Origin of the sequence: Enterobacter sp. UNJFSC 003 (genome assembly GCF_036903355.1) — a bacterium.
In the GTDB taxonomy this organism is placed as follows: domain Bacteria; phylum Pseudomonadota; class Gammaproteobacteria; order Enterobacterales; family Enterobacteriaceae; genus Enterobacter.
In genome coordinates, this window is sequence record NZ_JBAKHK010000029.1 from 1 (window position 1) to 1,186 (window position 1,186).

Annotated in this window: 1 rRNA gene; it reads right to left on the reverse strand. The window is 53.0% G+C overall.

The window, feature by feature from the left end:
- Positions 1 to 1,186 (reverse strand): 23S ribosomal RNA (locus V5P19_RS22890); the annotation flags it as partial.

Genomic DNA, 1,186 nt, shown 5'->3' on the forward strand with positions numbered 1-1,186 from the left:
GTGCTGTGTTTTTAATAAACAGTTGCAGCCAGCTGGTATCTTCGACTGATTTCAGCTCCACCCGCAGGGGCTTCACCTACATATCAGCGTGCCTTCTCCCGAAGTTACGGCACCATTTTGCCTAGTTCCTTCACCCGAGTTCTCTCAAGCGCCTTGGTATTCTCTACCTGACCACCTGTGTCGGTTTGGGGTACGATTTGATGTTACCTGATGCTTAGAGGCTTTTCCTGGAAGCAGGGCATTTGTTACTTCAGCACCGTAGTGCCTCGTCATCACACCTCAGCGTTAACAAGAGTCCGGATTTACCTAAACTCTCCGCCTACATGCTTAAACCGGGACAACCGTCGCCCGGCTAACATAGCCTTCTCCGTCCCCCCTTCGCAGTAACACCAAGTACAGGAATATTAACCTGTTTCCCATCGACTACGCCTTTCGGCCTCGCCTTAGGGGTCGACTCACCCTGCCCCGATTAACGTTGGACAGGAACCCTTGGTCTTCCGGCGAGCGGGCTTTTCACCCGCTTTATCGTTACTTATGTCAGCATTCGCACTTCTGATACCTCCAGCATCCCTCACAGGACACCTTCGACGGCTTACAGAACGCTCCCCTACCCAACAACGCATAAGCGTCGCTGCCGCAGCTTCGGTGCATGGTTTAGCCCCGTTACATCTTCCGCGCAGGCCGACTCGACCAGTGAGCTATTACGCTTTCTTTAAATGATGGCTGCTTCTAAGCCAACATCCTGGCTGTCTGTGCCTTCCCACATCGTTTCCCACTTAACCATGACTTTGGGACCTTAGCTGGCGGTCTGGGTTGTTTCCCTCTTCACGACGGACGTTAGCACCCGCCGTGTGTCTCCCGTGATAACATTCTTCGGTATTCGTAGTTTGCATCGGGTTGGTAAGCCGGGATGGCCCCCTAGCCGAAACAGTGCTCTACCCCCGAAGATGAGTTCACGAGGCGCTACCTAAATAGCTTTCGGGGAGAACCAGCTATCTCCCGGTTTGATTGGCCTTTCACCCCCAGCCACAAGTCATCCGCTAATTTTTCAACATTAGTCGGTTCGGTCCTCCAGTTAGTGTTACCCAACCTTCAACCTGCCCATGGCTAGATCACCGGGTTTCGGGTCTATACCCTGCAACTTAACGCCCAGTTAAGACTCGGTTTCCCTTCGGCTCCCCTATAC